This window comes from Nocardioides speluncae, assembly GCF_003121585.1.
Lineage (GTDB): Bacteria > Actinomycetota > Actinomycetes > Propionibacteriales > Nocardioidaceae > Nocardioides > Nocardioides speluncae.
The window spans coordinates 32,608-57,117 of sequence record NZ_QEOO01000049.1 but is presented as its reverse complement, the minus strand read 5'-3'; the positions used below and the strand labels follow the sequence as shown (position 1 = coordinate 57,117).

The 24,510-nt window shown below is 70.3% G+C and carries 20 protein-coding genes; 8 read left to right on the top strand and 12 right to left on the bottom strand.

Annotated elements, in window-relative coordinates; translation table 11 throughout:
* Position 1 precedes the first annotated feature (1 nt).
* Positions 2-526 (bottom strand): 2'-5' RNA ligase family protein, encoded by a 525-nt coding sequence (locus DDV73_RS25380; protein ID WP_109510069.1) that lies wholly within the window; start codon positions 524-526, stop codon positions 2-4.
* Between the two features lie 9 nt (positions 527-535).
* Complete coding sequence (gene trpS, locus DDV73_RS25375) at positions 536-1,597, bottom strand: tryptophan--tRNA ligase (protein ID WP_109510068.1); 1,062 nt, start codon at positions 1,595-1,597, stop codon at positions 536-538.
* Positions 1,598-1,785: 188 nt separating this feature from the next.
* Here trpS and DDV73_RS25370 point away from each other — a divergent pair, with 188 nt between their 5' ends.
* On the top strand, positions 1,786-4,551 hold the full coding sequence (locus DDV73_RS25370) for an alpha/beta hydrolase (RefSeq protein WP_154402908.1): 2,766 nt from the start codon (positions 1,786-1,788) through the stop codon (positions 4,549-4,551).
* 57 nt (positions 4,552-4,608) lie between these two features.
* On the top strand, positions 4,609-5,301 hold the full coding sequence (locus DDV73_RS25365; RefSeq protein WP_109510066.1) for a DUF5995 family protein: 693 nt from the start codon (positions 4,609-4,611) through the stop codon (positions 5,299-5,301).
* Between the two features lie 12 nt (positions 5,302-5,313).
* Here the strand turns inward: DDV73_RS25365 and DDV73_RS25360 are convergent, their stop codons facing one another.
* Entirely contained in the window at positions 5,314-7,524 is a 2,211-nt protein-coding gene (locus DDV73_RS25360) for an NADP-dependent isocitrate dehydrogenase (RefSeq protein WP_109510065.1), read from the bottom strand.
* Positions 7,525-7,693: 169 nt separating this feature from the next.
* On the opposite strand from DDV73_RS25360, the gene DDV73_RS25355 reads away from it, so the two are divergent.
* Positions 7,694-8,848: an aquaporin gene (locus DDV73_RS25355; RefSeq protein WP_240617479.1), complete on the top strand. Its 1,155-nt coding sequence runs from the start codon at positions 7,694-7,696 to the stop codon at positions 8,846-8,848.
* A gap of 34 nt (positions 8,849-8,882) precedes the next feature.
* Here DDV73_RS25355 and DDV73_RS25345 read toward each other — a convergent pair whose 3' ends face one another.
* Complete coding sequence (locus tag DDV73_RS25345; RefSeq protein ID WP_154402907.1) at positions 8,883-9,629, bottom strand: hypothetical protein; 747 nt, start codon at positions 9,627-9,629, stop codon at positions 8,883-8,885.
* 95 nt (positions 9,630-9,724) lie between these two features.
* Between DDV73_RS25345 and DDV73_RS25340 the strand changes: the two genes are divergently transcribed.
* Positions 9,725-10,714, top strand: a complete 990-nt coding sequence (locus tag DDV73_RS25340; RefSeq protein WP_109510063.1) for a malate dehydrogenase — start codon at positions 9,725-9,727, stop codon at positions 10,712-10,714.
* A 110-nt stretch (positions 10,715-10,824) separates the two neighbouring features.
* Here DDV73_RS25340 and DDV73_RS28305 read toward each other — a convergent pair whose 3' ends face one another.
* The 7 genes from DDV73_RS28305 to DDV73_RS25305 form a co-directional block, all read right to left on the bottom strand.
* On the bottom strand, positions 10,825-11,247 hold the full coding sequence (locus DDV73_RS28305; RefSeq protein ID WP_161962533.1) for a DUF3017 domain-containing protein: 423 nt from the start codon (positions 11,245-11,247) through the stop codon (positions 10,825-10,827).
* Positions 11,244-12,095 (bottom strand): bifunctional methylenetetrahydrofolate dehydrogenase/methenyltetrahydrofolate cyclohydrolase, encoded by an 852-nt coding sequence (locus tag DDV73_RS25330; protein ID WP_109510061.1) that lies wholly within the window; start codon positions 12,093-12,095, stop codon positions 11,244-11,246. Before DDV73_RS25330 ends, DDV73_RS28305 begins: the two co-directional genes overlap by 4 nt.
* A 22-nt stretch (positions 12,096-12,117) precedes the next feature.
* Positions 12,118-12,489, bottom strand: coding sequence for a M23 family metallopeptidase (locus DDV73_RS25325; RefSeq protein ID WP_276310147.1), 372 nt, complete (start codon positions 12,487-12,489; stop codon positions 12,118-12,120).
* A 70-nt stretch (positions 12,490-12,559) separates the two neighbouring features.
* Complete coding sequence (locus tag DDV73_RS25320) at positions 12,560-13,825, bottom strand: MFS transporter (RefSeq protein WP_109510059.1); 1,266 nt, start codon at positions 13,823-13,825, stop codon at positions 12,560-12,562.
* A 91-nt stretch (positions 13,826-13,916) separates the two neighbouring features.
* A complete protein-coding gene (purH, locus tag DDV73_RS25315) occupies positions 13,917-15,509 on the bottom strand; it encodes a bifunctional phosphoribosylaminoimidazolecarboxamide formyltransferase/IMP cyclohydrolase (protein ID WP_109510058.1) in 1,593 nt (530 codons plus the stop codon).
* Positions 15,506-16,141, bottom strand: coding sequence for a phosphoribosylglycinamide formyltransferase (purN, locus tag DDV73_RS25310; RefSeq protein ID WP_109510057.1), 636 nt, complete (start codon positions 16,139-16,141; stop codon positions 15,506-15,508). The genes purH and purN overlap by 4 nt, the downstream gene beginning before the upstream one ends.
* A 177-nt stretch (positions 16,142-16,318) precedes the next feature.
* Entirely contained in the window at positions 16,319-17,422 is a 1,104-nt protein-coding gene (locus DDV73_RS25305) for a cell division protein PerM (protein ID WP_240617477.1), read from the bottom strand.
* 231 nt (positions 17,423-17,653) lie between these two features.
* On the opposite strand from DDV73_RS25305, the gene DDV73_RS25300 reads away from it, so the two are divergent.
* The 4 genes from DDV73_RS25300 to DDV73_RS25285 all read left to right on the top strand — a co-directional run bounded on the left by DDV73_RS25300 (position 17,654) and on the right by DDV73_RS25285 (position 22,497).
* The gene (locus DDV73_RS25300; RefSeq protein ID WP_154402906.1) at positions 17,654-19,510 is read left to right on the top strand and encodes a sigma-70 RNA polymerase sigma factor region 4 domain-containing protein; all 1,857 of its coding nucleotides are present in this window, start codon (positions 17,654-17,656) and stop codon (positions 19,508-19,510) included.
* Between the two features lie 100 nt (positions 19,511-19,610).
* Positions 19,611-20,135, top strand: a complete 525-nt coding sequence (locus DDV73_RS25295; RefSeq protein WP_109510054.1) for an RNA polymerase sigma factor — start codon at positions 19,611-19,613, stop codon at positions 20,133-20,135.
* Positions 20,128-21,516 (top strand): hypothetical protein, encoded by a 1,389-nt coding sequence (locus DDV73_RS25290; protein WP_109510053.1) that lies wholly within the window; start codon positions 20,128-20,130, stop codon positions 21,514-21,516. The genes DDV73_RS25295 and DDV73_RS25290 overlap by 8 nt, the downstream gene beginning before the upstream one ends.
* Positions 21,517-21,600: 84 nt before the next feature.
* A complete protein-coding gene (locus DDV73_RS25285) occupies positions 21,601-22,497 on the top strand; it encodes a hypothetical protein (protein WP_109510052.1) in 897 nt (298 codons plus the stop codon).
* Between the two features lie 10 nt (positions 22,498-22,507).
* On the opposite strand, the gene DDV73_RS25280 is transcribed toward DDV73_RS25285, so the two are convergent.
* Positions 22,508-24,391 (bottom strand): hypothetical protein, encoded by a 1,884-nt coding sequence (locus DDV73_RS25280; RefSeq protein ID WP_154402905.1) that lies wholly within the window; start codon positions 24,389-24,391, stop codon positions 22,508-22,510.
* Positions 24,392-24,510: the final 119 nt, after the last annotated feature.

The window sequence follows — 24,510 nt, the reverse complement described above, 5'->3', positions numbered from 1 at the left end:
CTTAGGTCACGGCCGGTATCTGCAGCGGGAAGCTGCGGGTGGGCTGCCAGCCGACCTCGTCGTCGTGGACGTACAGGTGGAACTCGCTGGCCTCGAAGATGCACTCGAAGGCACGCAGCTCGGCGAACGCCCGGTCGAGCAGGTCGTCGGTCAGGTGGTGGGCGATCGTGACGTGCGGGTGGTAGGGGAAGTCCAGGTCGGTGGCGAGCGGCCCGGTGCGTACGACGTTGGCCAGCTGCTCACACTCGGAGATCCCCTGCACCACGCAGACGAACACGACCGGGGAGACCGGCCGGAACGTCCCGGTGCCGCTCAGGTGGATCTGGAAGCCGGCGCGCTTGCCGGCAGCCTCCTCCAGGTGCTTCATCACGGCCGGCAGGTCCGCGTCGTCGATATCGGTCGGCGGCACCAGCGTGATGTGGGTGGGAATCATGGCGGCCGTGTGATCGCCGATGGACGTGCGATAGTCCTGCAGCTCCCGGGCCCAGGGCTCCGGGATGGCGATCGCGACACCGATGGTGGGCACGGCCTGACCTTACTGGGTCCTGGCGACGGCGAAGCCGACCCGGTCATAGACGTCCCGAAGCGTCCGCTCGGCGACGGCGTTGGCGCGAGCGGCGCCGTCGTCGAGGATCGCGTCCAGCTCGTCGCGGTTCTCGAGCAGCTCGAGGGTCCGCTCGCGGAACGGGGTCACGAACTCGACGACGACCTCGGCGAGGTCGCGCTTGAGGTCGCCGTACCCCTTGCCGTCGTAGGTCTTCTCCAGGTCCGGGATGCTCCGGTCGGTGAGCGCGGAGTAGATCGTCAGCAGGTTGGAGACGCCGGGCTTGGCCTCCTCGTCGAACCGAACCACGGTGTCGGAGTCGGTCACCGCCGAGCGGATCTTCTTGGCGCTGGCCTTGGGCTCGTCGAGCATCTCGATGATGCCGGCCGGCGAGGACGCCGACTTCGACATCTTCGCGGTCGGCTCCTGCAGGTCGAGGATCTTCGCGGTGGCCTTGAGGATGTACGGCTCGGGGAGCCGGAACGTCTTCTTGTAGCGGTGGTTGAACCGCTGCGCGAGGTCGCGGGTGAGCTCGAGGTGCTGGCGCTGGTCCTCGCCCACCGGGACGTAGTGCGGCCGGTAGAGCAGGATGTCGGCGGCCTGCAGGATCGGGTAGGTGAACAGGCCGACGCTGGCCGCGCCCTCCCCGCCCTTGGCGGACTTGTCCTTGAACTGGGTCATCCGGCGCGCCTCGCCGAAGCCGGTCAGGCACTGCAGCACCCACGCCAGCTGGGCGTGCGCCGGAACCTGGCTCTGCACGAAGATCGCGGACCGGGCCGGGTCGACGCCCATCGCGATCAGCTGCGCCGCGGCACGGCGTACCCGGTCGCGCAGCTGCTTGGGGTTCTGCTCGACGGTGATCGCATGCAGGTCGGCGATGAAGAAGAACGGCTCGTGGTCCTCCTGGAGCTGCACCCACTGCCGGGTCGCGCCGAGGTAGTTGCCGAAGTGGAACGAGTCGGACGTCGGCTGGATACCCGAGAGCACCCGGGGCCGCGCCGGGCCGGAGGCAGCGGCGGAAACCGCGACCTCGGGAGCGGTCGTGGTGGACATAGGCGGCATTGTGTCAGCACGGCTTTCGGCGATCCGGACGGGACCGGACATAACCAGGGGCAACCAAACGGCCACGACGTGCGTCTGCTCTAGCGGGAGGGTCACGATTTGGCCGTGGTTCACCCGATCCCGCGCCGCTGTCGGCGGCACGGTCTAGGTTCTGAGCACTGATGGGGAGGACGGCGCCGATGCTGGGGACATTTCCGGAGAGATTGCCGGTGAAGCTGCGGGTGGCTGGTTGGGGGTTGGTCGCGGCGACGCTGGCGGTCACCGGTGCGCACGGCATGGCGCCGGAGGCACCGGTCGACGACCCGGTCCGGCAGGTCGCGGACGGTGACCTGGGCCGCTGGAGCGTGCTGAAGACCGCCGATGACACGTGGACCGTGACCTGGCGGTCGCCGTCGCGGCTGCCGGTGACCGGTGACCGGCCGCGGATCGTCGCCGGTGCCGAGCCGGTCGGGACGCCGGCCGAGGACACCAACCCACGCACCGTCGTCGCCGTGGTGTACGCCGAGACCGCGCCAGACCCGGCCGCGCTCGACGTCGTACTCTCCGGCGACCGACTGGACGAGCCGGGATCCGACCTGGCCCGTCGGGCCGTCGGCGCGGGCGAAGCCGCTCCTCGGCCCGCGGCCGAGGCAGCGCCGGTCGACCCCGGCGTCCCAGGCAACCTCCCGATCACCACCAGCAACTACACGCTCCCCGGCATCCAGCTCGGCGGCATGCCCGAGAAGGTCGAGATGGTCGGCCACGTCGTCAAGCCGGCCGCGTCCGCCGCGAGCGACGACCATCCGCTGGTGCTGTTCCTGCACGGGCGCCACGAGTTCTGCTACCAGCCGAAGGGCGGGGCGACCGAGGGCGGCGGCGGCGACGGCTGGCCGTGTGAGAACGGTCTGAAGCCGATCCCCAGCCAGCTCGGCTACGACTACGCCCAGCGGCTGCTGGCCAGCCAGGGCTATGTGACGGTGTCGATCGCCGCCAACGGCATCAACGCCCAGGACTACCGACTGGCCGACGGCGGCGCGCAGGCCCGCGCGACCCTGGTCCGGCGGCACCTCGACCAGTGGGCGAAGTGGGCCGGCAGCACCCACAAGGTCGACCTCTCCAAGGTGATCCTGGTCGGCCACAGCCGCGGTGGCGAGGGCGTGGCCCGGGCGGCCCTGACGATCCCGCTGAGCGCGCCGTACCGGATCGCCGGCCAGGTGTTGCTGGCGCCGACCGACTTCAGCCGGCAGACCTCGCCGTACGTCCCGACCGCGACCGTGCTGCCCTACTGCGACGGCGACGTCTCCGACCTGCAGGGTCAGTTCTTCACTGACCGCGCCCGCGACCTCGACAGCCGCGACACCTCGCTCAAGAGCTCGGTGATGGTGATGGGCGCCAACCACAACTTCTTCAACACCGAGTGGACGCCCGGGATCTCGGCGGCGCCGTCGTTCGACGACTGGTTCGGCCCGCCGACGGCGCGGTGCGGCAGGAAGCACCCGGACCGGCTCTCCGCCGCCGAGCAGCGCGCGGTCGGCAAGTCCTACATCGCTGGCGCCGTCCGGCTGATGACCAAGGGCGACGAGTCGGTGCTCCCGCTGTACGACGGCAGCCCGGTACGGGTGCCGTCGGCCGGCAACGCCGACGTCCGCACCCACGCGATCGGCGCGGGCCGGCGGCTGGTTCGCCCGGGTGGCTCGGTCGGGCTGACCGAACCGGTCTCCGCAGACACCGGTATCTGCAGCGGCGTGGCCGACTTCCCCGGCAGCCTGCGGATCTGCGGCCGGCTGCCATCGTTCGGGACGCCGCACTGGCCGTTCCGGGTCGAGGGCGTCCCGGCGCAGAACGCGTTCGAGATGAGCTGGAAGCGCTCGGGCGCTCGCGGCGGGCTGGCGCTGACCAACCCCCTCGACCTGAGCGCCTCGCCACAGCTCGACCTGCGCACGGTCGTCGACCCGACCTTCGGCAACGTCCGGCTCCGGGTCCGGCTGCACGACACCGCCGGCAAGACCGCGCTGGTCACGCCCGCCAGCGGTGCGGTCGTGCCCGCCATGCCACGAGACGACGGTCTGATTCCCAAGCTGTGGGCGCAGACCGTCCGGGTCGACACCGCCGGTGTGACCGGGATCGACCTGGCCCACATCGACCGGATCGAGCTGGTCGGCGACAGCACGGACGGCCGGATCTGGGTGCTGGACGCGGCCGCCGCGCCGGCGCAGCTGCCCGCCGTACCCGAACTGCGGGCGCCGGTGGTCGAGCTCGGCTCGGCGACGGTGACCGAGGGCAACGGGATCTCGATTGCCGTCGCCAAGATTCCGTTCACGGTCCGGGGCACGGTCACCAAGCCCGCAAAGTTCGTCGTCGTCGGCGTCGACTACTCGGGGCGCGGGACCAAGATGCAGCGCATGGTCGTCGACATCGCACCCGGGCAGAGGTCCGGCTTCGTGCGCTGGGGGTACCTGCCCAACCGCATCGACGACCTGCCGGTGCGGCCACTCCTGCTGACGGCGTTCGGGCTGAGCGGGTCGATGCCGAGCGACTACCTCGGCTCGTTCAAGATCACCGACGACGACCCGGCGCCGAAGGTCACCGCCACCGCGCCGAAGCAGGTTCGCGAAGGTGGCAGCGTGAACGTGAAGGTCAAGCTCAGCCGCGTCGCCGGCTACGACATGGTGGTCCGCATCGTCCCGGTCGCGGGGCGAGTGTCGGTGCCGCGGGCCCGGTATCACGACCTGCCGAAGTCCTTCATCGAGCGGGTCATGTACCCACCGCCCAACCCCGAGGTGCGTCTGCACAAGAAGCCGTTCACGATGGTCGACTTCGTGATGGCCGGCCGTTCGGAGATCACGATGCGGATCCCGATCGCTCGCGACGGACGCCGCGAGGGGCGCGAGGCGATGACCCTGAAGATCATCGCCGGCAACAAGGTGATCGGCACCCGGACGGTGTTCATCGAACCGTCCCGATAGGGCAGGATCTCGCGGATCCTGGGACCGCTCACGGTCGGGACTACTAAGGTCCCGACCGTGGGCGATCCAGCAACGGTGGCCGACGTCGTCGAGCGGATTCGCGAGATCGACGCGGAGCTGCCCCCGCGCGACGGGGTCGGCGTGTTCAACCGCGTCTACCTCCGGGTGACCGAGCTGGTCATGGCTCGGCTCGCCGAAGGCGGGTTCTTCCGCGACGACGAGTTCATGGCGAGTCTCGACGTCACCTTCGCCGACCTCTGGTTCACGGCGTACGACGCCTCGCCGCGGCGGATGCCGAAGGCGTGGGCGCCGCTGTTCGAGGCCCGCGACGAACGCGGCGTGCTCCCGATCCAGTTCGCGCTCGCCGGGATGAACGCGCACATCGAGCACGACCTCGCCGTCGCGGTCGTGCGCACCTGCCAGGCGCACGGCCGCAGCCCGACCAGCCCGGGCGTGCACCACGACTACGAGCAGGTCAACGACCTGCTGGCCGGCGTCGAGGCGGAGATCCGTCGTTCGTTCCTCACCGAGGTCGGGCACGCGGTCGACGACCAGCTGCTCCGACCGGTCGCGCACCTGGTGAGCTCATGGAACATCGACAAGGCGCGCGACATCGCCTGGGTGAACGCGCTCGCGCTCTGGGAGCTGCGCCGGGTCGACTTCCTCTTCGACCGCTACGCGGGCGCGCTGGCGCACAGCGTCGGGATGGGCTCCCGACTTCTGCTCACCGACGTGCTCCCAGACCGCTGAGGCTTCCCTGTCTCAGAGCGCGGCAAGCGCCTCGTTGAAGGTCGCGGACGGCCGCATCACGGGCGCGGCCTTGTCGTCGTCGGGCTGGTAGTAGCCGCCAAGGTCGACCGGCGACCCCTGGACCCCGATCAGCTCGTCGTTGATCTTCTGCTCGTTGCTCCGCAGCGCCTCGGCAAGCGGGCCGAACGCGGCCGCGAGCTCGACGTCCTCGGTCTGCTTGGCCAGCTCCTCGGCCCAGTAGAGGGCGAGGTAGAAGTGCGAGCCGCGGTTGTCGATCGAGCCGACCCGGCGCGCCGGGGACTTGTTCTCCAGCAGGAAGGTGCCGGTCGCCCGGTCGAGGGTGTCGGCGAGGACCTGGGCCCGCGCGTTGTCGGTGGACTGCGCGAGGTGCTCGAAGCTGGAGGCCAGCGCGAGGAACTCGCCGAGGCTGTCCCAGCGCAAGTAGTTCTCCTTGACCAGCTGCTGGACGTGCTTGGGCGCGGACCCGCCGGCGCCGGTCTCGAACAGGCCGCCGCCGTTGATCAGCGGCACGATCGACAGCATCTTCGCACTGGTGCCGAGCTCAAGGATCGGGAACAGGTCGGTGTTGTAGTCACGCAGCACGTTGCCGGTGACCGAGATCGTGTCCTCGCCCTTGCGGATCCGGTCGATCGAGAACTTGATCGCGTCGACCGGGGCCATAATCTCGATCTGCTGGCCGTTGGTGTCGTGCTCGGTCAGGTACTTCTTGACCAGGCCGATCAGGTTGGCGTCGTGCGGCCGGGTCTCATCGAGCCAGAACACCGCGGGCGATCCGGTGGCGCGGGCACGGGTGACCGCGAGCTTCACCCAGTCCCGGATCGGGACGTCCTTGGTCTGGCAGGCGCGCCAGATGTCGCCGGCCTGGACGGCGTGCTCGAGCAGCGCCGTACCCGACTCGTCGACGACGCGGACGGTGCCGTCTGCGGGGATCTCGAAGGTCTTGTCGTGCGAGCCGTACTCCTCGGCGGCCTGCGCCATCAGGCCCACATTCGGGACCGAGCCCATGGTGACCGGGTCGTAGGCGCCGTTGGCGCGGCAGTCGTCGAGGACGGCCTGGTAGATCCCGGCGTACGACGAGTCCGGGAGTACGGCGAGGGTGTCGGCCTCCTGGCCGTCCGGGCCCCACATGTGGCCGGAGGTGCGGATCATCGCTGGCATCGAGGCGTCCACGATCACGTCGGACGGCACGTGCAGGTTGGTGATGCCCTTGTCGGAGTCGACCATCGCGACCCGCGGACCGTCCTCGAGTCCCTTCTTCACCGCGGCCGCGATCGCCTCGCCCTCGGGCAGGGCGGCCGATGCGGTAAGCAGGTTGCCGAGGCCGTCGTTCGGGGAGATGCCGGCCTCGGCCAGCACCTCGCCGTACTCCTCGAACAGCACGGGGAAGAAAGCACGCACGACGTGGCCGAAGATGATCGGGTCGGAGACCTTCATCATCGTGGCCTTGAGGTGCACCGAGAAGAGCACGTCGTCGGCCTTCGCCTTCGCGATCTGCGCGGTCAGGAACTCGCGCAGCTTGGCGACGCTCATGAACGTCGAGTCGACGACCTCCCCCTCGAGCACCGGTACGCCGTCCCGAAGAACCGTCGTAGTGCCGTCGGTGGCGACGTGCTCGATCCGCAGCGAGCCGGCCTTCTCCACGATCACCGACTTCTCGTTGGAGCGGAAGTCGTCGTGGCCCATGGTCGCGACGTTGGTCTTGTTGTCCGGGCTCCAGGCGCCCATCGAGTGCGGGTTCTTCCGCGCGTACTCCTTGACGCTCGCGGGGGCGCGCCGGTCGGAGTTGCCCTCGCGCAGGACCGGGTTGACGGCGCTGCCCTTGACCTTGTCGTAGCGGGCCCGGATCTCCTTGTCCTGCTCGGACTCGACCTCGTCCGGGTAGTTCGGCAGGTCGTAGCCTGCCCCCTGCAGCTCGGCGACGGCCGCCTTGAGCTGCGGGATCGAGGCGCTGACGTTGGGCAGCTTGATGATGTTGGCCTCGGGCGTCTTCGCGAGCTCACCGAGCTCGGCCAGAGCATCACCGATCTGCTGCTCCGGGGTCAGCCGGTCCGGGAAGCTTGCGATGATCCGGCCCGCGAGCGAGATGTCACGGGTCTCCACCTCGACGCCTGCCTTGGCGGCGTACGCCTGAATGATCGGCAGGAAGGAGTAGGTCGCCAACAGGGGCGCCTCGTCGGTGTGGGTGTAGATGATCTTGGCCATGTGGCGGCGACTCCTCGTCGATCTGCGGCTGCGAAGATTGCTTGACGTCAAGATACCTGACGCCGCGATGGTCCTACCCTCGCACCCGGTCCCAGCAGCGGCAACGACGTCCCGACACACTCCTCGCCTACGGCGGGGCCGTGACACGCCACGGTGGGACGGCGCTAGAGTGCTTGATGGCCCGGCACGCGGGCTGCTCACCTCGAAGGAGGCTTTCTCGGCCATGTCTGACACAACCACCACCGACGCGACGCCACCCACGTTGGTGCAGAAGCTCGCCGCGGAGGCGCTGGGCACCTTCGTACTGGTGTTCTTCGGCGTTGGTACCGCGATCATCAGCGACGGCAACTATGTCGCGATCGGCTTGGCGTTCGGCCTTGCCGTGCTCGTCATGGCCTACGCGTTCGGCAGGATCTCGGGCGGCCACTTCAACCCCGCCGTGAGTATCGGCGCCGGCTTGAGCGGTCGCCTTGCCTGGCGTGAGGTCGGTCTCTATGCAGGTGCGCAGGTTGGTGGCGCCATCCTCGGCGGGCTCGTCCTGTGGATCCTGATGCACGGCTTTGATGGCTTCGACTCGGAAGGCGCCTTCGGTCAGAACTTCTTTGGCGATAGCGCCCCAAGCGGTGCACCTGAGTTCGCATTCTGGGCTGCGTTCTTGCTTGAACTGGTGCTCACGGCGGTCTTCGTCTACGTGATCCTCGCCGTCACCGACAAGCGAAATGAGCACGCCGCGTTCGCTCCACTCACCATCGGTCTTGCGCTGGCGATGATTCACTTTGCAAGCATGGGCGCCACCGGCACATCGGTGAACCCCGCTCGCTCAATCGGCGCGGGCGTGTTCGCCGGCAGCGATGCGATCATCCAGCTCTGGCTCTTCATCCTGGCGCCGGTCGTCGGCGCCGCGGTGGCTGGCTTCACCTACCCGCTGATCTTCGGCCGTGACGCTGACCCGGTGCCCGGCTCGGGCCTGACGCTGAGCAAGCCGGCGGGTCAGCAGGGCTACCAGCAGCAGTGGCAGGGCGGCCAGCAGGGCCAGCTCCCGCAGGGCCAGTGGGACCAGCAGGGCTACCAGCAGGGCCAGCAGCAGTGGCCCCAGCAGGGCCAGCAGGACCAGCAGCAGTGGCCCCAGCAGGGCGACCAGCAGTGGCAGCAGGGCCAGCACGCCGCGCAGCCCGAGCAGCAGCAGTGGGGCCAGCAGGAGCAGCAGTGGCCCCAGCAGCCCGAGCCGCCGACCCAGCACCAGCAGCAGTGGGGTCAGCAGCAGCAGGGCTACCAGCCACCGGAGGACGACGGCCGGACCCAGATCCGCCCGGACGGCCAGTAACACCCGGTACGACGCACAGCACGCAGACCGCCGGTCAGTCGCGAGACTGACCGGCGGTTCGCATTTCGACCAGCTCGATCTCGACCTCGTCGGCCGACTCAAGCACCAGCCCGACCCCGCGGGCGTAGTAGCTCTCGCCCTCGACGTCCGGCGACATCGCGCTGGTGTCCTCGGTCTGGAGCGCGTCGTCGTACGAGCCCGCGGGTACGGCGACCTCCGCGTCCAGCGCGACCACTGACGACCGGTCCGCCGCGACACCAGGGGCGAGCTCGTGCTGGTAGCCGTCGCCCACCCGCGGCTTGCCCAGCATCACCACGCCGGCCAGCGCGCCTTCGGCGCCGGCCCGCCAGGAGACCGTCACCGCCAGATTCGCCGAGCGGAGCTCCTTGGTCTCCTCGCCGAGCTTCCAGACGTTGCCGGCGCGATCCTGCGCGAACCACTCCGACGCGTCGAGCAGCACCTGGCCGCTGCCGTCGCGCTCGACGCTGCGCACCGCGGTCGCCTCGATCCCCGCGATCTCGGTGGGGGAGTCGGCAACGGTGACGGTGCGGGATCCGGTGTCGCCGGCGCCGCGGACGTCGTACTCCCAGGTGGTGCCGGGCGTGAGCGGCAGCCAGGGGTTGTCGATGCCGGCGCGGAAGTCGGCCGGGTCCGCGCTGGGCGTCGGGATCACCAGCCCGTCGACGCCGGACGGACCGCTCTTGGGCGGCGCCGCTCCGCACCCGGCCACGGCGGCCATGGACACGAGCAGTACGACGGAGCCGGCGCGGCGCAGGAGCATGGCCGCCAGCATCCCACCTCGGCCTACCCGCACTCGTCGCCCCTCCCCGGCGCGACTAGAGTCATGGCCGATCACCCACACCGCAAGGAGTCCTCGTGAGCAACACCCCTCTCAAGGTGGCCGTCACCGGTGCCGCCGGCCAGATCGGCTACAGCCTGCTGTTTCGTCTCGCGAGCGGAGCGCTGCTGGGCGCCGACCGCCCGATCGAGCTCCGCCTGCTCGAGATCACCCCGGCGCTGAAGGCGCTGGAGGGCGTCGTGATGGAGCTCGACGACTGCGCGTTCCCGGGGCTCGCCGGTGTGGAGATCGGCGACGACGCGAACACGATCTTCGACGGCGCCAACCTCGCCCTGCTGGTCGGCGCGCGGCCGCGCGGCCCGGGCATGGAGCGCGGTGACCTGCTGTCGGCCAACGGCGCGATCTTCACCGCCCAGGGCAAGGCCCTCAACGAGGTCGCTGCCGACGACATCCGGATCGGTGTCACCGGCAACCCGGCCAACACCAACGCGCTGATCGCGATGACCAACGCGCCCGACATCCGGCGCGAGCGGTTCTCCGCGCTCACCCGCCTCGACCACAACCGGGCGATCTCGCAGCTCGCTGCCAAGACCGGCGCCGCGGTCACCGACATCAAGAAGATGACGATCTGGGGCAACCACTCCGCGACCCAGTATCCCGACATCTTCCACGCCGAGGTCGGCGGCAAGAACGCCGCCGAGGTCGTCAACGACCAGGCCTGGCTCGAGAGCGACTTCATCCCGACCGTCGCGAAGCGCGGTGCGGCGATCATCGAGGCCCGCGGCTCCTCCTCGGCCGCCTCCGCCGCGTCGGCGACCATCGACGCCGCCCGTGACTGGTTGCTCGGCAGCGCCGAGGGCGACTGGGTGTCGATGGCGGTCGTCTCCGACGGCTCGTACGGCGTACCCGAGGGCCTGATCTCCTCGTTCCCGGTCACCACCAAGGACGGCAACTGGGAGATCGTTCAGGGCCTGGAGATCGACGACTTCTCCCGCGGCCGGATCGACGCCTCCACCGCCGAGCTCGAGGACGAGCGCAAGTCGGTCACCGAGCTGGGACTCATCTGACGCAGCCGACAGATTCGCCAGTGCCTGGTGACACCTTCTCCGCCCTGCCGAAACTTCGGCAGGGCGGAGCGCATTTCGCCAGGTACCTGGCGCGAAACCACCCCCGCCCGCTACGACTGGTCGGGGATGGTGAGCGCGAGGAAGATCAGCAGGACGCCGGCGAAGATGAGCAGGAAGATGTCGAGGAGCTTGCGGCGTACTCGGAGCATGCCGGCGTTGTCGTCGGACAGGACGCCTCGGGCGGCGGCGGCGGCGAGCATCGCGCAGCCGATCCAGACGACACCCTGACGCCAGGCGCCGGTGGCGGTGATGCCCAGACCGGCCAGGGTGGCAATCAGGACGCCGATGTACACGACTCCGCCCAGCGTCGACGGGTAGCGGCGCTCGGAGGGGGTCGGAGCCACCTCCGGGATGCCGTCGCCGTACGGCGAGATCACCGGCTGGTCGACCGGCTTGCCCAGCGAGACGCCCTCCGGCTGGCCCTCCGGAATCGGAGGCGGCTCGGCGGGCAGGGACTCGGACAAGCTGCTCAACCCAGCGCCTTCTCGGCGATCGACACGATGTTGGACAGCAGCATCGCGCGGGTCATCGGGCCGACCCCGCCGGGGTTCGGCGACACCCAGCCGGCGACGTCCCAGACGTCGGCGGCGACATCGCCGGCGAGCTTGCCGTCGACCCGGGAGACTCCCACGTCGAGCACGGCGGCGCCCGGCTTGACCATGTCGCCGCTGATGATGCCCGGGACGCCGGCGGCGGCGACCACGATGTCGGCCGATCGGACGTGCGCTGCGAGGTCGCGGGTGCCGGTGTGGCACAGCGTGACGGTGGCGTTCTCCGAGCGGCGGGTCAGCAGCAGCCCGAGCGGCCGCCCGACGGTGATGCCACGGCCGACCACGACCACGTCGGCGCCGGCGATCGGCACCTCGTGGCGGCGCAGCAGCTCCACGATCCCGGCCGGAGTGCACGGCAGCGGCGCGTCGTTGCCGAGCACCAGCCAGCCGAGGTTGGTCGGGTGCAGGCCGTCGGCGTCCTTGGCCGGGTCGATCAGCCCGAGAACCCGGTTCTCGTCGCGCCCGCGCGGCAGCGGGAGCTGGACGATGTAGCCGGTGCAGGCGGGGTCGGCGTTCAGCCCGAGTACGGCCTCCTCGATCTCCTCCTGCGACGCCACCTCGGGAAGGTCGACCCGGATCGACTCGATGCCGACCTCGGCGCAGTCCTTGTGCTTGCCGTTGACGTACCACCGCGACCCGGGGTCGTCGCCGACCAGCACCGTGCCGAGCCCGGGGACGACGCCCCGATCCCGGAGCGCCGCGATCCGGGCCTTGAGCTCGTCCTTGATCGCCGCCGCGGTCGCGGTCCCGTCCAACTTCTGCGCAGTCACGCGCACATCCTAGGAGCACGCGTCAGCCCAGCGTGCACCCCGACGTCGGCAGGGTGCGTACGGCGGGGCGCGCGGCGCCGTCGTAGATCGCGAGCAGCAGCCGCTGCGGGCAGCGGATGAGGCCGTCGCCGGTCCGGATCTCGACGTGCAGGTGCGGCGTGTTGGTGCCGGTATTGCCGCTGCGGCCGACGAGCTGCCCGGCCGGGACCGACACACCGTTGCCGACCGAGCGGCTGGTCAGGTGGCAGTAGACGATCCGGTCGTTGTTGCCGAGGTTGAGCCGCAGGCCGGTGCCACAGCTGGCGGTTTCGATGTCCTGGGTGGTGGCCGGCAGCATCTCGTAGACCGGGTGCCCGACGGCACCATCAGGTCGATGGCCGGGGTGCTGTTCCAGTGCGGCTGGGCGTAGTCGTTGCGCGGGGCGGTCGAGCGCGGGAGGCCCCAGTTCTTGGGCCCGCAGTGCCCTAGGCGAGCGTCTTGGCCGGCTCCGGCGCCGCGCCCGCCCGGTCCAGGTACCGCTGGGCGGAGCGTGCGGCCGGGTGCGAGATCGCCGCGGCCAGGCAGGCGATCGCCGCGATCAGCGCCCACCCGGGCGTTCCCCACTCCAGCGCGAGAAAGGTGTAGAGGGCCGGGAAGATCACGGGCTCGATCTGGTACCCCAACCCCCACACGCCCTGGTAGTCGCCGAGCCGGCGGTGGTCGGAGAGCTCGGAGGTGAGCCCCCAGTCGGAGGCCGACTGCCAGAGCTCGGCGCCGGTGATCGTGACGTGTCCGGCCCAGATCAGCAGGATCGAGACCCAGCCGACGGTCTCGTGGGTGACCGAGATGATCGCGCAGGAGGCGACGAAGCACACCGCGCTACGGCGTACCGCCCGCATCGAGCCGGCCACCGTCTCCGAGCCTCGGGCCGCGCGCACTTGGAGCAGGACCGCCATCACCGTGTTGGTGCCGAACAGCCAGGCCAGCACCGTGTGCGGTGCGTCGGTGCGCTCGACCAGCCACAGCGGGACGACGACGTTGAGCAGGACCTGGTTGGAGCTGAGTACGCCGTTGCACAGGGCGAGCGTCACGAACCCGCGGTTGCGGATCGCGCTGGGCACCGCCGCGTTGTCCTGAGGCCCGGCCTCGGCGGCCTCTTCTGCTCGCTGCGGCAGCTCCGGCAGCCGGCTCACCATCAGCGCGTTGACCAGCAGCAGCACCCCCGTCAGCAGCGGTACGCCGATGATCGCCGCGTCGGTGCCGATGCCGAGGGCAACGCCGCCCGCACCGGCGCCGAGCGTGTAGCCGACGTTGCGCGCCGAGCGCATGTAGGCATTGGCCCGGACCCGCACCTCGCGTGGGAAGACCGCGATCCGGTACACGTTGCGGCCCGAGCGGGCCGCGGTCTCGACCGAGGCCAGCACCGACAGCATCGCCACGAAGGTCCAGAAGCCGCCGATGAAGGGCCAGGCGAAGTACAGCGCCGCCTCGATCAGCGAGGTCACCACCCACAGCGGCTTGGCGCCGACACGGTCGGCGAGCCGGCCGAGCGGCAGGGTCAGGATCAGGGTGACCGCGCCGGCCACCGACATGCCGAGACCGACCTGGGCGCCGGTCAGCCCGACGATCTGAGTGAAGAACACCGCCGTACCGGTGAGGAATGACCCGGTGGCGAACGCGGAGAGGACGCACTGGAGGGCGAGATCGCGCTCCAACTTGGTGGGTGGCAGGGCAGCGCGGAGCAGTCTCATGGTCCGCTCATTCTTCCGAATGCCGGCGCCATGCACCGAACGATTTTCGGCAATCGGACGGTGACGTGCGACTCCTTCGAGCTTCGCTCAGTTAGTGCGCGAAGTGGCGGGTCCCGGTGAAGTACATCGTGACGCCGGACGCCTGCGCCGCCGCGATGACCTCCTCGTCCCGGATCGAGCCGCCGGGCGCGACCACGGCCGAAACTCCCGCGTCGAGCAGGATCTGCAGCCCGTCGGCGAACGGGAAGAAGGCGTCGGACGACGCGACCGACCCGGCCGCCCGCTCCCCCGCTCGCGACACCGCGAGCTGGCAGGAGTCGACCCGGTTGACCTGGCCCATCCCGACGCCGACCGACGCGCCGCCGGACGCGAGCAGGATCGCGTTGGACTTGACCGCACGGATCGCCCGCCAGGCGAACTGGAGGTCGGCCAGCGTCGACTTCGACGCCGCCTCCCCCGCCACCAGCCGCCAGCGCGACGCGTCGTCGCCGGTCGGGTTTCCGTCCTTGTCCTCGCCTTCCGCCGCGATCGTGTCGCGGACCTGCATCAGCAGTCCGCCGGAGATCGGCCGGGTCTCGGCGCCGCCGCGCTGTGGTGCCGCCACCTTGAGCAGCCGCAGGTTCTTCTTCGTGGTCAGCAGCTCGAGCGCGTCGGCGTCGAAGTCGGGCGCGACGACCACCTCGGTGAAGATGTCCTTGACCGTCTCCGCCATCGCCAGCGTCACCGGCCGGTTGGCCGCGATGATGCCGCCGTACGCCGACACCGGGTCGCAGGCGTGCGCCTTGGCGTGCGCGTCCGCGACGTCGGTGCCGACCGCGATCCCGCATGGGTTGGCGTGCTTGATGATCGCCACCGTGGGCTGGTCGCCGTGGTCCCAGGCGGCCCGCCACGCGGCGTCCGCGTCGATGTAGTTGTTGTAGGACATCGCCTTGCCGCCGAGCAGCTCGCCCTGGGCGAGGCCGGGTGCAGGCTGGAAGCCGTTGACGTAGAGCGCGGCCGGCTGGTGCGGGTTCTCGCCGTACCGCAGGGTCGCGGCGCGGTCCCAGGTCGCGCCGACCCACGCTGGGAAGCCGGTGCCTGCCGAGGAGTCGGTGAGCACGTTGCCCATCCAGGACGCCACGTGTACGTCGTACGTCGCGGTGTGCACGAACGCCTCGGCCGCCAACGCCTGTCGCTCGGCCAGCGTGAAGCCACCCTCACGCGCGGCCCGCAGCACGTCGTCGTACCGCGCCGGCGAGGTGACGATCGCGACCGAGGGGTGGTTCTTCGCGGCCGCGCGCACCATCGACGGCCCGCCGATGTCGATCTGCTCGATCACCTCGTCCTGAGAGGCGCCCGACAGGACCGTCGCCGTGAACGGGTAGAGGTTGGAGACCACCAGGTCGAACGGTTCCACGCCCAGCTCCTCGAGCTGGGACACGTGAGCGGGCAGCCGGCGGTCGGCGAGGATGCCGGCGTGCACCTTCGGGTGCAGGGTCTTGACCCGGCCATCGAGGCACTCCGGGAAGCCGGTCAGATCCTCGACCTTGGTGACCGGGACGCCGAGCGACTCGATCAGCTTCGCCGAGCCGCCCGTGGAGACCAGCGCGACACCGGCCTCGTGCAGACCCTTGACGAGCGCGTCCAGGCCGCTCTTGTCGTAGACGGAGACGAGCGCGCGCTTGATCGCGATCCTGTCGTTCATGGTGTGCCGAACCGCACTTTCCTGTCGGTGATGGTGAATCCTTCTCGGGCCATCCGGCCCACGAACTCGGTGAGCATCGCCCGCTCGGCGACCTTGATCCGCTCGTGCAGGGTGTCGACCGAGTCGTCGTCGAGCACGGGTACGGCGCTCTGGGCGACGATCGGCCCGGTGTCGACGCCGGCGTCGACGACGAACAGCGTGCAGCCGGTGACCTTCACGCCGTACGCCAGCGCGTCGGCCGGGCCGTGCATGCCGGGGAACGACGGCGACAGCGCCGGGTGGGTGTTGACTGTGCGGCCGCCGTAGCGGGCGATGAAGTCCGGCCCGACCAGCTTCATGAAGCCCGCGAGCACGACCAGGTCCGGGTCGAACGCCGCCACCTTGTCGGCCAGAGCGTGGTCCCAGTGCTCGCGCGAGGTGTAGTCCTTGACCCGCGCCACGAACGTCGGCACGTCGGCCTTGTCCGCCCGGGCCAGCCCTTCGATGCCGTCGCGGTCGGCACCGACGGCGACCACGCGGGCGCCGTACGCCGGGTCCGCGGTCGCGTCGAGCAGCGCCTGCAGGTTGGTGCCGCCGCCGGAGACGAGGACGACGAGGCGCGCGGGGGCGCGGTCGGTTCGGGGGGTTGGCACGGGCGGAGTCTAGGCCATGTCTGCTCGCCTCTGGCCGTTCGCGGCGCGGCGTCCGGCGCGTGCGCTGGCAAGGCGGAGGAGGGAGGCGGGCCGGTGGCCCGTCGACCGACGACAACGCAGCCAGGGTGCGTGCCGGGCGGCGCGCAGCAGGTCAGAGGCGAGCAGACATGGCCTGGATCACTCGGCCCGTGCGGCCCGCCAGCGCTGCACCGCGACCATGGCCACGCCGCCGAGCAGGCCGCCGATGCCGAAGGCGGTGATGCCGTGGACGAGTACGTCGAAGGCGAACGGCGACACGTCGGCCATCCGGCCCGGGCCGGCGGCGCCGCCCGCCACCGCGGCGACGATGCCGAACACGATGCCGGCGAGCACGCCGCCCGCGCAGCCGCGCAGGGCGGCCTGCTGCCAGTCCAGGGTCGGGTGCTTGAGGTGGTCGAGGGCAGCCGAGACCGCCGCGACCAGGAACGGCAGCGCCACCAGCGAGACCGTCCAGGCGCTGGTCGGGCCCTCGTCGGGCAGCGCGGCCAGCAGCGGGAACATCGGCACCGGGCCGAGCGCGACCAGGGTCGGCGAGACCACGGTGCTGGTGCCGACACTGAAGCCTGGCCCGAGCAGATAGGCGCCGGAGAAGGCGATCGCGTTGGGCGTCACCAGCGCGGTCAGCAGTGTGAAGATCGCCGCATCGCCGGGGTTGGTGTGCAGCCGGGACAGCACATTGGCGGCGGTTCCGAAGTCGAGCACCAGTGAGACCGCGAGCGCCGAGGCCGACAGCGCAACGAATCCGAGCACGATCCCGGAGCAGGTCGACAGCGCGGCCCGCACCGGCAGCGGGACCAGCGCGGTCCAGACCGCGGCCCGGCCGGAGCCGATCGCGATCGCCGGCGCACCGACCACCAGGCACAGCCCGAGCGACCAGGCGACGACCCGGCCCAGCGATGGCTGCGCCTCCGGCGTCGACGCGATCACGACGGTCAGCACGGCGACCATGACGTACCCGGCGGCGAACACCGCCGTCGCGACCAGCACCGTCCAGTCCCGCTCGCCGTCGGCCAGCCGGTCGGCGTCCGGCCCGTGCCCGGACACCGCGTCGCCCAGCTTGTGACCGAGCCGCCAGATCGTCCACGCGAACACCAGCGTCAGGCCCAGCGGTACGACGGTGATCACCGCGCCCTGCACCTGCAGCCCGGAGCCGTGGCCGAGCAGCCACCCGAGAGCTGCGACCCGGAGCCCGTCGCTCGGCGTACCGTGCGCTCCGGCGTCGGCCGCGAACCAGCCGACCACGCCGATCGCGAGGCAGACCAGGAGGGTGCCGCCCGCCGAACTGGCGCCAGCAAGAGTGGCTAGCAGAACCAGCGGTCGGCGTGGAGAATCGGACGTTATGGACGAATCGGACGACGCCGCAGAGGGGCTCGAGGGACCGGATAGCAGCGAGGTCATGACCCCTCCATCATCGCCTGCCCGGTCGAGACGATGCCGTTCCCACGCCGATCGGCTTGTACGGTGGTGGGCGTCATGAGGAACCCCGATCAGTTCGACGACTTCTACAAGTCTGCACGAGACCGACTCCTCATGCAGACCTACGCCCTGACCGGCGACCTCCCCGCGGCCCGCGCCGGGGTGCGCGACGCGTTCGTCGAAGCTGCTCACCACTGGCGCAAGGTGACCCACTCCGGCACGGATCCGGAGGACTGGATTCGCCCGGTCGCCTGGCGCAACGCGGTCCGCAAGCACAGCGCCCGGATCTGGCACAAGGACAAGGCTCTCGACGAGTCGCTGGCCGCGACCTTCGAGTCCCTCGGCCAGCTCTCGCTGCAGCAGCGCAAGATCCTGCTGCTGCGCCACCTGGTCCGGCTGCACATCAGCGACATCGCCCGCGAGGTCGGCCAGTCCCAGCGGGTCGTCGAGCAGGAGCTCGACGAGGCGACCGAGCGGTTCGAGAACCACCGCGGCGAGCCCGCGCTGACCCTGCCGGCCCTGCTCTCCGGGCTGACCCAGCGCGGCGAGGGCACCCAGCTCCCCCGGCCCACGATCATCCGGCGCTCCGGCTCCGCCCGCCGCCGCGTGCACACCGTGGTCGGCGTATTCGCGGGGCTCGCAGTGCTCGGCGGCGCCGGCGTCGTAGTGACCCAGGACGACGGCGACTCCGCGTCGCTGGCCGGCGAGCGGCTGATCGGCTCGCCGACGCCGGGCCCGGCCAAGGCGTCGGTCCCGCAGCCCGAGCTGGACTCCGAGCAGCTGCTCGAGCCGAGCCAGGTCGACCGGCTGGCCCCGTCCAACGCGTGGGGTACACCGACGACCGCCAGCAACACCGACGAGCGGTCGGCGAGACTGCCCTGCCGGCAGTCGCGGTTCGCGGATGCCATGGCGAAGTCTTCGCTGATCCGCAGCTTCCCGGGCAAGTCGACCAAGAACAAGCCGGCCGCGTCGGTCACCCAGATCTCGGAGCTGTCGGCCTCCGAGAAGGCGGCCGAGACGGGCTTCAACCGGACCGTCTCCTGGTACGCCGCCTGCGATGAGTCGCAGGTGCAGCTGATCTCCACCCAGTCGGTCAAGGGTGTCGGCGACGAGGCGATGATCTTCGCGCTCCGGTCCTGGCGGCGCCCAACGACGACGTACTCGGTCGGGATCGCGCGCACCGGTCGAGTGACCACCACCACCTTCGGCAAGCTCCCCGGCGCCGGCTCGGCGGCGATGGGGCCGATGTCGTTCGTGCTGTCCGCGTCGATCAACCGGCTCTGCGGCGAGCCGGGCACCGGCACCTGCGCGGGATCGCCGAAGATCCGGCAGATCCCGCCGCTGCCGATCGGTGAGGAGCCGGCGCTGCTGTCCGAGGTCGACCTGCCCCGGGTCGAGGACGTCGGCTTCCCCTGGTACGGCACCGATCCGAGCAAACCCACCAAGAACCCCGGCCTCTCGTCGTGGGCGCGGTGCGACAAGACGAGCTTCGCCAAGAAACCGGTGAAGAACGGCATTACCCGGACGTTCCTCATCGACAAGCGAGCCAAGCTCAGCATCCGGTTCGGAATCGACGAGACCATCGGCGTCCTACCCAGCTCGGGCGCGGCCAAGAACTTCGTGCGCCGGATCAAGGGGAAGCTGGAGAGCTGCGAGGACAGAGACGCCGGAATGACGGTCGTGTCCGGGCCGAGTCTTCCAGGGCGCAAGCGCGAGGTCGTGACCTGGGAGCTCGAGACCGAGCTGGACAAGGAGACCGTCGGCTCGCTGATGGGCGTCATCCGCAAGGGACGGGTGGTCGCCCAGATAGGTTTCGTCTCCGCACCCCGGGCCAGCCTCACGCCCGACGACTTCGAGGCGCTGATGAAGCGGGCTCTCGACCGCATCTCGGTGATGCCGGAGGCGAAGGGCTGACGCCCCGCATTTCTGGCCGCGGCATGCAACCGTAGGACCTGGCCGCGCGTATCCACCCCGACCGGCCCTACGGTGGGCCGGCCGAACAGGGGGCGAGTCGATGGACGAACGAGAGTTCGACGACTTCTACGCCGCGTCCTTCCGACGGCTCACCGGCCAGCTCTACGCGATGATCGGGGACCGCGACGAGGCGCAGGAATGCGTACAGGAGGCGTTCGTGCGCGCATGGGCGCACCGCCGAAAGCTGGACCGGGCCGAGCATCCCGAGGCGTGGGTGCGGACCACGGCATACCGGCTGGCGGTGAGCCGCTGGCGACGTACGACGCACGCCCGGAAGCCGGCTGACCGGGCACTCGGCGCGGCGGCGTACACCTCGGCACCGTCCGAGGCACACGTCACCCTGGTGACTGCCCTCCGGCAGCTGCCCGAGGACCAGCGCCGGGCGCTGGTGCTGCACCACCTCTGCGACCTGCCGGTCCGGGACGTGGCGGCTGAGGTCGGCGCTCCCGAGGGCACCGTCAAGGCCCGCCTCTCGCGCGGCCGGACCGCCCTCGCTGCGCTGCTCGGCGCACCCGATACCACCCCGCCCAACTGGAACGGCCAGGAAGGAGCGAGCCATGTCTGACCGCGACCCGATCCGCGACCTCGAGAACTTCTCCCTCGAAGGAGACCCCGTGCACCCGCTCCCCGCCTCCGAAGTACGGCGCCGCGGCGACCGCCTGCGTCGCCGGCGGCAGGGCCTGGTCGCCGTCGCCGCCGCTGCCGCGGTTGCCGTGATCGCCACCTCGACCGTGGTCGCCGCACAGAACCTCACCGGCGGCGACACCCAGCCGGCACCCGAGCCATCGCCATCCCCGGACTGGCTGGACCGCATCCCCGATGACTTCCCGCTTGCGCAGGGCTGGCCGAAGCCGGGCCTGTCCGGTGGTGGCGAGTCCACCAGCGTGCCGGGTCGAGTCGTCGGCCCTGACCGGAACGTCGACCCGCTCAGGCTGTACGCGTGCGCCGATGAGGTCGGGGTGGCCAACCCGGCGGACCGGCTGACCGCAGCGATCGAGCAGTTTGAGTTCCGCATGCGGGAGGTCCGGCTCTTCGCCGACGACACGACGGCGCAGGCACACCTCGACTCGATGCGGGAGGCCTATCAGGCGTGCCCGCGTCAGGACACCGGCGGTGGTACCGCCTCCCTGCACCAGGTCAACGACCTGGACGGCGGCGAAGATGCCTTCGAGGTCGAAACCACCTACGACGACAACGGCGACCCGGCCAACTCCCTCAGGGTGCTGCATGTCGTCCGCGTCGGGAACGCCGTGTTCCTCGACGATGGCAGTTCCAGCGATCAGGACATCGACGTGCACCAGCTGGCCGCGGAACATCGCGCCCAGCTGGATCCTCCGCTCGGGGCCATGTGCGTCTTCGCCGCCGAACCGTGCGCACAGGAGGCGCCGAGCAGCGAGCCGCCCGGAGACGCCCGGACCGACATTCCGAAGGACTTCCCCATCGGCGTCGATCTCGAGGCCACCGACGCCGACAGCGAGATCATCGGGCCGAGCGCGACCGCTCGGGGCGTCAACGAGCTGGACCTCTGTGGCACGTCGCTGCGCCCCTCGGGGCACGTCGGCAGGCTGGCGACGACGTACACCGCTCCGGAGTACGCCGACTCCCGGGAGCTGGTCACCTTCCCCAGCGTCGATGCCGCTGTCGACTATCTCGCCGGCCTGCGGGCCGCGGTCAGCGACTGTCCGGACACCGGGCAGGGACGGACGATCACACCGTTGGAGGCGGACACCGGCTATGACGACTCGGTCACCTTCGCGCTGAGCGACCAGGAGCAGGGCCTCGGCGCCGAGACCTACCAGGTGGTGCGGGTCGGCAATGCCGTCCTGCTTACCGACGAGTCGACCCACGGGACGCTGGACTCGGCCCGGCGGGACCTGCCGGTGCGCACCGCGCTCGCCGGCAAGCTGATCCCGCACATGTGTGTGTTCACCGAGGCAGGCTGCTGACGGAGAACTTATTCTCCGCAGCGGGCGTCTTCCTACCCGAGAAGCGCTAGCCGAGCGACGAGCGAACAGCGAATGAGGGAATACATGGAAGAGCAAGCCACCGACGGGCCCGGGCCGCGCATTCCGCGCCGCCGTACCGTCATCGCCCTGGTCGTGGTCGCGGTCCTCGGCGTCCTGCTCGGCACCGGGTACGCCGTCGCCACCGGGTTCGACAACGGCGAGAAGTCGCCCAGCGACGCCAGCTCGAACGACGACCCCGAGCAGGAGCCGACCGACGAGCAGACCGAGGAGCCCGCCGACGAGCCGGAGCCGTCGAAGTCGGAGAGCGAGTCACCCGAGGCACCGGAGACCAGCGAGCCGACCGAGGAGCCCACCGACGAACCGACCGCGAACAAGGTGCTGATCGAGGACCACCTGGTCACCGCCGACAGCCTGCCGAAGGTCCCGGGCCTGGCCGCCTGGAAGAGGGTCGACCCCCAGGAGATTCCCACCCTGAGCTGCCAGGGCGACTGGCTGAAGTCCCTCGACCCGGCCGAGATGGTGTCGGCCGAGTTCAGCGCCGCGATGCCAGGGACCGAGGACCTGGGCGGCCAGGTCAACGTCGCGGTGATGGAGTTCAGCGACATCGAGCTGGCGGGCGCGCAGTACCAGACCCTGCTCGGCTGGCTGGAGAGCTGCCCGGCGACGCACTCCGATGTCGGCTCCATGCCGCCGTCGGTCACAGAGCCGGCCAAGCCGGTCAGGATCACCAACGGCCCGGACGTCGCGGACGCCCACGAAGCCCACCGCTCGGTCGTCAACGTCTGCCTCGACGGATGCGACGGGTCGATGATCGAGTACGAGACGATCGCCCACCTCGGCAACCGTGTGGTGGTGGTGTCGTACGCCGAAGGGACCTGGGCCACCTCCGACGGACAGGCCGCGAGGGCGAAGGAGGCCGGCGAGGCTGCGGTTGGCGCCGGGATGTGGGACTTCCACTGATCCTTGAGGGTCAGCGGGGTGTGTGCCAGATGAGGTATCGGTAGTTCGCCCGGATCGTCTTCACCTCGAGCGCTGCCCCGTTCGCCGCCCGTAGCCGGAACGCTGTGTAGGGCCGACGGACCGGGAAGTCGCTGATGTCGAAGGCACGACAGACGGTGCGAGCACCGCCGCTCGAGACGAGACCCCGGTCGCGCCACGAGCGCTGCGTCGGCAGCAGGCAGTGCTGGCGGATGGTGCCTCGACCGCCGCGCGGCGCCAGGTCTGCGGCCACGTCGATCGAGAAGATGGAGTCGAAGTTGTTGCTCTGCCACGACGGCACCGGCACCGCGAATGTCTGCCGGACGACATCGGCTGTACCTCCGCACCGCGCGCCCGCCACCATCCAGATCGACCCTGGCTTGCCCGACGGCCCTGGGCTCCAGGTGCGGGAGCAGCGACCGACCGCAGACTGACGACGCAGGAGGGCCGCCTTCGGCTTGATGGCGACGGTCTTGGAGACCATCCGTAGCTCTTGGATGTAGACGCTGCCGAGCGGCACGGTGATCAGCCGTCCCCAGCTGTTCGGCATGACCATCCGCGCCTGGTAGATACCAGGCTGAAGCAGGTGGTTGTTGTCGCCGTACGGATGCACCTCGTGGTTGTAGATCGCACCACGCGGACACGACAGGTCGATGTCTCGGTCACATCTGTGCGTCATCGACTGATGCCGGACGTCCCGCCCGGCGGAGTTCCGCAGGATGAAGCGGGTCTGCTCACGTGGATCGGGGAAGCCGCCGACGGCAAACCGCGCCATCACCCATTCGTAGGGCCGGACGACGCGCTCCGCCTTGTAGATCCGGGGCAGCGGATCGGCGGCCGGCCGGTTCACGACCTCGATCGGGACCTCGGACTCGCCGGACATCGAGAGGTCGCCCTTGTGCACGGTCGTCTTGAACACCAGCCGGTAGGTCCCGTCGGGGATCCCGCTCGGCGCGTGGTTCCCCGGGTCGACGGTGACCCAGGAGTCATAGGTGTCGGCAGGCACTGCGTGCACGGGCCCGGCGAGGACCTGTCCGGCCTCGGTCTGGATCTGCCACGTCTGGTCGAAGTCCAGCCCCTCCCACCACCCCCGAGCCCCGACGCGCTGCGCTCCCGTCCACCATGTCGAGTTCATGGTGAACGGCATGGTGTTGCTCCAGTCGGTGGGATCGGGTCTCTCCAGGCTGGGGCTGAACTCGATCGTGCGGAACCAGGTGACGTTCTTCGCTGCATCCGCTGCCTCACAGTACGAGCTGTCTTCGGTCACGGCGCTGCAGCGCCGAACCTCGACGTCGTTGTACCCCTCCGTGCCCGTCAGCACGTCGGAAACGTCGGTCGCCACGCCGTTCGGCAGCTCACTGCGGCGACCTTCACTGATTGCCAGCATCCGGCCGCCGCCGTCGTTGTCCGCGCGGGCGGTCAGCTGCTCGTGCGCCAGCAGGAGCACCCCGTCGGGCTTGGTGATGGTCGCGCTCGACGCGGCGGTCTGAGTGATGGCGTGGTCGGCGGAGGCCAGCGTCGCCGAGCAGGACGCTACCTCCGCCGTCTGGCAGCCGAGAGCCTGGAAGCGGGCGATAGTGCCCTCACCGATGCCCCAGGTGGGAACGGTCACGTTGATCGGCTCCCCGGTGTTGGGAACCGGGTCGCCACCGATCACGCTGGCCGACGACGGCGGGACCCAGGCGTGATCCTTGAGCACCAGCCGCACGCGCACATAGGGCGCAGTGGCCGGATCGGTGGCGACAGTGACAACCGTGTCCCCGGACGGTGCCTCAGGAACGGTGAGAACTGTCTCGGCCTGAGCGGGCGATGCGGGCAGGCTGAGGAGCCCGACCACCAGCGCGGCAGCGGCAGCGGACGTCGTACGACGAAGCATGGGACTCCCCCCGAAGTGGGCGCACGACGCACCCGACCGGCGGCATCGTATGTCACCTCCACACAAAGAGACGGCCCCCGGCGAAATCGCCGGGGGCCGCCTCTTTGACTGGGGGTACT

Bases quoted from the DNA above. Each gene is read 5' to 3' on its own strand.
- purH (WP_109510058.1), bottom strand. From the start codon at position 15,509: ATGAACGACAGGATCGCGATCAAGCGCGCGCTCGTCTCCGTCTACGAC.
- trpS (WP_109510068.1), bottom strand. From the start codon at position 1,597: ATGTCCACCACGACCGCTCCCGAGGTCGCGGTTTCCGCCGCTGCCTCC.
- DDV73_RS25280 (WP_154402905.1), bottom strand. From the start codon at position 24,391: ATGCTTCGTCGTACGACGTCCGCTGCCGCTGCCGCGCTGGTGGTCGGG.
- DDV73_RS25345 (WP_154402907.1), bottom strand. From the start codon at position 9,629: ATGCTCCTGCGCCGCGCCGGCTCCGTCGTACTGCTCGTGTCCATGGCC.
- DDV73_RS25370 (WP_154402908.1), top strand. From the start codon at position 1,786: ATGCTGGGGACATTTCCGGAGAGATTGCCGGTGAAGCTGCGGGTGGCT.
- DDV73_RS25300 (WP_154402906.1), top strand. From the start codon at position 17,654: ATGAGGAACCCCGATCAGTTCGACGACTTCTACAAGTCTGCACGAGAC.
- DDV73_RS25295 (WP_109510054.1), top strand. From the start codon at position 19,611: ATGGACGAACGAGAGTTCGACGACTTCTACGCCGCGTCCTTCCGACGG.
- DDV73_RS25360 (WP_109510065.1), bottom strand. From the start codon at position 7,524: ATGGCCAAGATCATCTACACCCACACCGACGAGGCGCCCCTGTTGGCG.
- DDV73_RS25320 (WP_109510059.1), bottom strand. From the start codon at position 13,825: ATGAGACTGCTCCGCGCTGCCCTGCCACCCACCAAGTTGGAGCGCGAT.
- DDV73_RS25290 (WP_109510053.1), top strand. From the start codon at position 20,128: ATGTCTGACCGCGACCCGATCCGCGACCTCGAGAACTTCTCCCTCGAA.
- DDV73_RS25285 (WP_109510052.1), top strand. From the start codon at position 21,601: ATGGAAGAGCAAGCCACCGACGGGCCCGGGCCGCGCATTCCGCGCCGC.